Annotated in this window: 7 protein-coding genes; 5 read left to right on the top strand and 2 right to left on the bottom strand. The window is 69.6% G+C overall.

What is annotated here, in order from left to right; translation table 11 throughout:
• The first annotated feature begins 167 nt into the window (after positions 1 to 167).
• Together ACLQ6X_RS05805 and ACLQ6X_RS05800 are read left to right on the top strand one after the other, a co-directional pair.
• Entirely contained in the window at positions 168 to 1,799 is a 1,632-nt protein-coding gene (locus ACLQ6X_RS05805) for an ABC transporter permease (protein ID WP_411699226.1), read from the top strand.
• An 18-nt stretch (positions 1,800 to 1,817) separates the two neighbouring features.
• Positions 1,818 to 2,909 carry an ABC transporter ATP-binding protein gene (locus tag ACLQ6X_RS05800; protein WP_411699225.1) on the top strand — a complete coding sequence of 364 codons (1,092 nt, stop codon included), beginning with the start codon at positions 1,818 to 1,820 and terminating at the stop codon, positions 2,907 to 2,909.
• On the opposite strand, the gene ACLQ6X_RS05795 is transcribed toward ACLQ6X_RS05800, so the two are convergent.
• Complete coding sequence (locus ACLQ6X_RS05795) at positions 2,861 to 3,805, bottom strand: nucleoside hydrolase (protein ID WP_411699224.1); 945 nt, start codon at positions 3,803 to 3,805, stop codon at positions 2,861 to 2,863. The two genes, ACLQ6X_RS05800 and ACLQ6X_RS05795, sit on opposite strands and share 49 nt — an antisense overlap.
• A gap of 107 nt (positions 3,806 to 3,912) precedes the next feature.
• Here ACLQ6X_RS05795 and ACLQ6X_RS05790 point away from each other — a divergent pair, with 107 nt between their 5' ends.
• Positions 3,913 to 4,503, top strand: a complete 591-nt coding sequence (locus ACLQ6X_RS05790) for a hypothetical protein (RefSeq protein WP_411699223.1) — start codon at positions 3,913 to 3,915, stop codon at positions 4,501 to 4,503.
• Positions 4,504 to 4,511: 8 nt separating this feature from the next.
• On the opposite strand, the gene ACLQ6X_RS05785 is transcribed toward ACLQ6X_RS05790, so the two are convergent.
• Positions 4,512 to 5,189 carry a hypothetical protein gene (locus tag ACLQ6X_RS05785; RefSeq protein WP_411699222.1) on the bottom strand — a complete coding sequence of 226 codons (678 nt, stop codon included), beginning with the start codon at positions 5,187 to 5,189 and terminating at the stop codon, positions 4,512 to 4,514.
• 21 nt (positions 5,190 to 5,210) lie between these two features.
• Here ACLQ6X_RS05785 and ACLQ6X_RS05780 point away from each other — a divergent pair, with 21 nt between their 5' ends.
• Together ACLQ6X_RS05780 and ACLQ6X_RS05775 are read left to right on the top strand one after the other, a co-directional pair.
• The gene (locus ACLQ6X_RS05780) at positions 5,211 to 6,080 is read left to right on the top strand and encodes an acyl-CoA thioesterase (protein ID WP_411699221.1); all 870 of its coding nucleotides are present in this window, start codon (positions 5,211 to 5,213) and stop codon (positions 6,078 to 6,080) included.
• 75 nt (positions 6,081 to 6,155) lie between these two features.
• A complete protein-coding gene (locus tag ACLQ6X_RS05775) occupies positions 6,156 to 6,278 on the top strand; it encodes a ribosomal protein bL36 (protein ID WP_411699220.1) in 123 nt (40 codons plus the stop codon).
• The last annotated feature ends 62 nt before the right edge of the window (positions 6,279 to 6,340 follow it).

The raw sequence follows: 6,340 nt of genomic DNA, 5'->3' as shown, positions 1-6,340 counted from the left end.
AGCCAGACCAAAGCACCGAGCGGAAGGACAACGACGCCGAGCATGGCGAGCCACAACGCGACCCGCAGTGCATCCGTGCCGTCGCGGCGCGGTCGGCGCCGACGGGCGAGGGCCCCGGGGCGGGGGCCCCGGGGGGGGGGGGGCGGGGGGGCCCCCGCCCCACCCCCGTGCAGAACTCCCCCCGCCCGCGCCCTCGCGCCGACGGCATCGACGCACTGCGCGTGGCGCTGTGGCTGGTCTGCGCCGGAGTGGTGCTATTGCCCCTCGGCGCGATCGTCGCGCTCGCGACATCCGGCAATCATCTTCCTCTGCTGCTGAGTGGCGACATCGCGGAAGCCGGCCTGAACAGCCTCGTCTCCGCCTCCGTCTCGGCACTCGGCGCCGTCGTCATCGGCACACTGCTCGCGCTGCTGCTCGACCGCAGCGACCTGCCCGGCCGACGCGTGCTGCGCCTGTTCGCCCTCACCCCGCTGCTCGTTCCGCCGTTCGTCGGCGCCATCTCGTGGATCGGGATCGCCGGCCCCACCGGCCCGCTCAACGTCGCCTGGACCCAGTGGTTCGGCGCACCCCTCTGGAACATCTACGGCGGCGACGGTGTCATCTTCCTGCTCACGGTGCACTCCTACCCGGTCGTCTACATCATCGTGTCGGCCGCACTGCGCCGCATCCCGAGCGACCTCGAGCAGGCCGCGCGCATCAGCGGCGCCTCAGCCATCCGCGCCGTCGGCAGCGTGACCCTGCCGCTGCTGCGCCCCGCGATGCTCTCCGCCTTCACCCTCGTCGCGGTCGGCAACCTCGCCGACTTCGGCATCCCTTCGATCATCGGGCTGCCCGAGCGCTACGTCACGCTGTCGACCCTCATCTACCGCTATATCCAGTCGGGAACCGTCGAGTCGCCGCTCGAGGTCATCGCGACGATCGGCGTGGTGCTGCTCGTGGTTGCCGCCGCCGCGATGGTCGTCGACCTGCTGGTCTCGCGTTCGCGGTGGGAGCTGGATGTCTCGGCCTCCGCCGCGCAGGTGCTGCCGCTCGGCGGCGCCCGCATCCCCCTCACGCTCGTCGCGTGGGGCGGCGTGCTCGCCGTGACCCTGCTGCCGGTGACCGCGCTGCTCAGCCAGGCGCTGCTGCCCGCCCCTGGCGTGCCACTCACGCTCGAGAACCTCACGCTCGACAACATCGTGCGGGCAACGACGATGCCCGCCACCCTCACGGGAGCGGTGAACTCGGTTGTGCTGTCGGTGCTCGCCGGTCTCATCTGCGGTGTTCTGGGTCTCGCCATCGGCACGGTCGTCACCCGCACCAGCGCGCGCTCGAACGCGGCGCTGAAGACGGTGGCGATGCTTCCCCAGGCGATCCCCGGACTCGTGATCGCGGTCGGCTGGCTCATCATCGCGCCGAGCATCGGGCTGTTCAACACCCCGTGGCTCATCCTCTGCGCCTACGTGATGGCGTTCGTCGCGATCGTCGTGCAGGCGGTCAGCGCCCCGCTGCGGTCAACGCCGATGACCGCCGAGGAGGCGGCGCGTGTCTCCGGCGCCAGCCGCCTGCGGGCGCTCTTCGACATCTCCTGGCGCATGGCGGTGCCCGCCGCGATCTCCGGTGCCACGCTCGTGGTGCTCACCGCTGTGCGCGAACTCACCATTTCCGTGCTGCTGCTCGCACCCGGCGGGCAGACCCTCGGCGTCTCGATCTTCAGCCTGCAGCAGGCCGGCGCGTACAACGCGGCGTCCGCCCTCTCCCTCATCATTACCCTCGTCGGCCTGGCCGGCCTCGGTCTCGCCGCCCGCCGCGCGCGCTGACCGGCACGAAAGGACACCATGTCGTCTGTCACTCTCACCTCGCTCGGACTCGTCTTCACCGACGGCACCGTCGGGCTCGAGAACATCGACCTGAGCATCGCCGACGGCGAGTTCATCGCGCTCGTCGGTCCCTCCGGCACCGGCAACACCACGCAGCTGCGTGCGATTGCCGGCTTCCTCGCTCCCACCTCGGGGTCGATACACCTCGGCGACACGCTCGTCGCCGGCGGTGCCGATGCCGGCCAGAATCGGCTGGTCGCCCCCGAGAAGCGCGGACTCGGCATGGTGTTCCAGCAGCACGCGGTGTGGCCGCACTGGAACGTCGCGCGCAACATCGCCTACCCGCTGCGGCTCGCGGGGGTCGCCAAGGCCGAGCGTGAGGAGCGCGTCGCCGAGGTGATGCGGCTCGTCGGCCTCACCGGCTTCCAGAAGCGCAACCCGACGACGCTCTCGGGCGGTCAGCGCCAGCGTGTCGCCCTCGCCCGCGCCATCGTCGGGCGCCCACGCGTGCTGCTGCTCGACGAGGCGCTGTCTGCACTTGACGAGCCGTTGCGCGACGCTCTGCGGCTCGAGCTGCAGACCCTCACCCGTTCCATCGGTCTGACCGTGGTGCACGTGACCCACGACCGGGACGAGGCTCTCGCCCTCGCCGACAGGGTGGTGGTGCTCGACGGCGGGCGCATCCAGCAGATCGGAACCCCGCCCGAACTCGTCAGCTCGCCGGTCTCGCCCGGCGTCGCCCAATTCCTCTCCGACGCCACCGTCTTCGACGGCGTCTACGGAGCCACCGGTTTCGCCGCGATCGGCCACCCGTGCGCGGTCGAGTTCGCCGCCGTCGAGGCGAATGGGGTCACCGGCCACGGCACGATCGCCGTGCTCCCCGACGACGTGACCCTGCACCCGGCCGACAACGGCGCGGGCACCGTCACATCGTCGCTCTACGGGCGCGCGGGCAACGACGTCATCGTCGACTGGAGCGGTGTAGCGCTTCGCTGCCGCGTGCCCGGGCGCCGACCGCTCGTCGGCGAACGGGTCGACGTCGTCGTGCGCCGCGCGATGTTCTACTCGGCGACGGGCGTCGACGCCAGCATGCCGAGCATGTACTCGTAGAACCTGTCGCCGTCGGCCTTCTCGATCGCCGTGACGTTGTCGTCGTCGGACTGCCAGTCGAACACCGTCGCGCCACGCGTGATGGTGCCCTCGGTCTCGACCTCGAGGCGGTAGCGACCCTCGGCGGTCGCGTAACCGCGGTCGATCGCGAGCAGCGCCGTGAGCGAGTCGCAGTGCGATGAACCGGCGAGGCCCACCCGGGTGTCGAAGTCGAAGGTCGCCTGGTTCGCGCGCACGAAGAAGCGCGACAGCGGGGTGTCGAGGGCCGCGATGCGGTCGATGCGCGCCTGGTCGAAGACGGCGTCGGTGATCGTGAGCGGGTCCCAGCTGATCACGACGACGTCGGCGAACCCGGCGGAGAAGACGATATCGGCCGCCTCCGGGTCGACGTAGATGTTGTACTCGGCGGCCGGGGTGATGTTGCCGCGCGCGTTGATCGAGCCGCCCATCACGTAGAGGGCTCCGACGCTCGCGGCGAACTCCGGGTCCTTCTGCACCGCGAGGGCGATATTGGTGAGCGGACCGATCGCGACGATGCGCAGTTCGCCCCTGTGCTCGCGGGCGATGCGGATCATCGCGTCGACCGCGTGTTCTTCGGATGCCACGTGCCCGTCGTCAGGGCGCTTGAGCCCGCCCACGCCGTCGCCGTGTACGTCTTCCGCGCTCAACCACGGGCGCACGAGCGGGTCGCGAGCGCCGAGGAACACGGGCACCTCGCCGAGGCGTCCGGCCAGCCCGACCGTGAGGAAGGCGTTGTCGACCTGCTGGTCGAATCCGACGTTGCCGGCGACCATCGTGATACCGCGCAGGTCGGCGCGGGGATCGAGGAGTCCGACGAGCAGGGCGAAGCAATCGTCCGCTGCGGTGTCGGTATCGATGAGGAGAGGGATCGGCACGGCTAGTCTTTCGTCAGGAGGGCAATCGACACAGCGTACCAGTTGGTACGAAGTCCCCCTAATTGCCGACGCCGATGTACCCCACAGCGCCGATGTACACCACAGCCATGGAAGGCGAACGAGTGCCCGACGAACGCGAACGACTGCTCGAACTCTCGGCGCGCTTTCTGCTGGAGCACGGAGTGCTCGACCTCAGCCTGCGCACACTCGCCGACGCGATCGGGTCGAGTCACCGCGTGCTGCTCTACTACTTCGACTCGCGCGAGACCCTCATCACCGACGCGCTCGACGAGGCGGCGCGACTCTCATCGGTGCGCGATGCCAGCCTGCTCGGCCCGAACGGCACCGACGCCGACGTCGAACAAGAGCTCGTGCGGGTGTGGCGGCTCGTCTCCGCCGACGACCAGCTGCCCCTCATCCGTCTGTTCGTCCAGGTCGTCGCCCTCGCCCTGCACAACCCCGGTCCGTACAAGAACTTCGTCGACGGACTGCAGACCGAATGGGTGTCGGCCTACGCCGCCTACCTGCGCCAGCACGGCGTGCGGCCGAGCGAGGCCGACGACCTCGCGGCGGAGATCGTCGGACTGCAGCGCGGCCTGCAGCTCGAACGCGCGATCGGCGGATCGTCCGACATGCTCGACCGCGCCTTCGCGGCGGCGGCCGGCCGCTGGGCCGAACGCGTCGCGTCGTTCGCGTAGAGGGACGGTCAGCGAGCGAGCGTCCAGGCCCGGCGCTTCGCGAGAACATGGCCGCGCTTGGTGGTGAGCCGCGTCCACGGACCGGTTTCGAAGATCTGCACGTCTTCGTCGCCGGAGAGGAAGCCGAGACTGAGTGCGGCAAAACCTGCTCCGGCCGGAACGTGTTCGAGCCCGCGGATGGGCTGGCCCCAGACCTCCGAACGAACGCGGTGCACGATCTGCTCGCCCGTACCGGTGGGGATGGCGCCGGCCACGGCATCGATGCCCGCACGCGCCACCTCGTCGAGCATGCGGCTCGAGGTGCCCGGCAGGGGCGTCCAGCCGCCGCGCGGGGGCGAGATGGCCGCCCATGACACGGTGTGCACCTGCATCGGCAGCGTCACGGTGACGGGAGCCGCGGCATCCGTCACATCGCTCTTCTTGTTGGCGAGGCGCTGCAACAGCGACCCGACGGGCACGACCGCGTCGAATGTCTCCTTCTCGGGCAACGAGAAGGTGCGCAGCCCGAGCACGGTGGGGCTCTCGTCGAGCAGGCCGGAGGGGTAGAAGACGGCGACGTAGACCGCGAGCACTCCGGAGGTGGCGATAAGGCGCACCGATCCGTCCTCGACGCGGCCCGCGCGACTCAGATAGGTGCTGAGATCGTCGAGGGCGAGGGAATCCTGGAGGGTGAATGCTTGGCTCATCTGCGTTCTAAACTACAGGGCATGAGCGACCCCGTGAGCGGCCTTCTGGCTGCACTCGACCTGACCGACACCGGCGCACGCACCAGCGAAGACATCTTCACCGGCCCGAGCCAGCCCCAACCGATGGGCAGGGTGTTCGGTGGACAGGTTCTCGCGCAGTCGCTCGTCGCGGCGATGCGCACCATCGACGAAGACCGCTTCGTGCATTCGATGCACGGCTACTTCCTGCGGCCCGGCGACGCCGCGCAGCCGATCACGTTCTCGGTCGACCGCATCCACGACGGGCGCTCGTTCTCGACCAGGCGCACGCAGGCCTACCAGAACGGGCTCCCGATCCTGTCGATGATCGCCTCGTTCCAGGTGCTCGACGAGGGCCTCGACCACCAGGTGACCATGCCGACGGGGCTGCCCGAACCCGAGTCGCTGCCGAGCGCCGCCGAGACCCTCGCGGGCATCGAGCACCCGGTCGCCGCCGACTGGGCGCACGGGCGCGCCTTCGACATGCGCCACGTGCCGTCGCCCATCTACTTCACCGTCGAGGGCGAGCACGTTCCGCACCAGGCCGTCTGGCTGAAGGCGAAGAGCGCCCTGCCTGACGACGAGAATCTGCACCGCGCCGCCCTCGCCTACGCGAGCGACTACTCCATTCTCGAGCCGATCATGCGCGGACACGGCGTGCCGTGGGCTCTTCCGGGCCTGAAGGCGGCGAGCCTCGACCACGCGATGTGGTTCCACCGTTTCGGCAGGGTGGACGACTGGCTGCTCTACGTGCAGGAGTCGCCGACCGCGGTGGGCGGCCGCGGCCTCTCGCTCGGGCGTATCTTCACGCGCGACGGCGTTCTGCTGGCGAGCGTTGCGCAGGAGGGCATGGTGCGAGTACCGTCGCGATGACCGGGCTCCCCCTCGCGGGAATATCTACGCCGGGCAGTTGTTGATAACGATAGTCAACAAGAAAGCTGGAGGGCCATGCAGGTACGTAATTCGCTCATGTCGCTCAAGAAGGCACCCGGATCGCAGGTTGTGCGCCGTCGCGGACGCACGTTCGTGATCAACAGCGCCAACCCGCGCATGAAGGCTCGTCAGGGCTAATACCCCCGACGGGCTCCGTGCCCGCCACTTGATAGAGCCCGCCGTTCACGAACGGCGGGCTC

The sequence above is a fragment of the Conyzicola sp. genome (assembly GCF_046714715.1).
Classification (GTDB): Bacteria; Actinomycetota; Actinomycetes; order Actinomycetales; family Microbacteriaceae; genus Conyzicola.
Note: the sequence above shows the minus strand (reverse complement) of the source record. Positions and strands in the feature narration are given on the sequence as shown.

What these genes read in the sequence shown, in the direction of transcription:
- ACLQ6X_RS05800 (WP_411699225.1), top strand. Translation starts at nt 1,818, where the DNA reads ATGTCGTCTGTCACTCTCACCTCGCTCGGACTCGTCTTCACCGACGGC.
- ACLQ6X_RS05790 (WP_411699223.1), top strand. Translation starts at nt 3,913, where the DNA reads ATGGAAGGCGAACGAGTGCCCGACGAACGCGAACGACTGCTCGAACTC.
- ACLQ6X_RS05785 (WP_411699222.1), bottom strand. Translation starts at nt 5,189, where the DNA reads ATGAGCCAAGCATTCACCCTCCAGGATTCCCTCGCCCTCGACGATCTC.
- ACLQ6X_RS05780 (WP_411699221.1), top strand. Translation starts at nt 5,211, where the DNA reads ATGAGCGACCCCGTGAGCGGCCTTCTGGCTGCACTCGACCTGACCGAC.
- ACLQ6X_RS05775 (WP_411699220.1), top strand. Translation starts at nt 6,156, where the DNA reads ATGCAGGTACGTAATTCGCTCATGTCGCTCAAGAAGGCACCCGGATCG.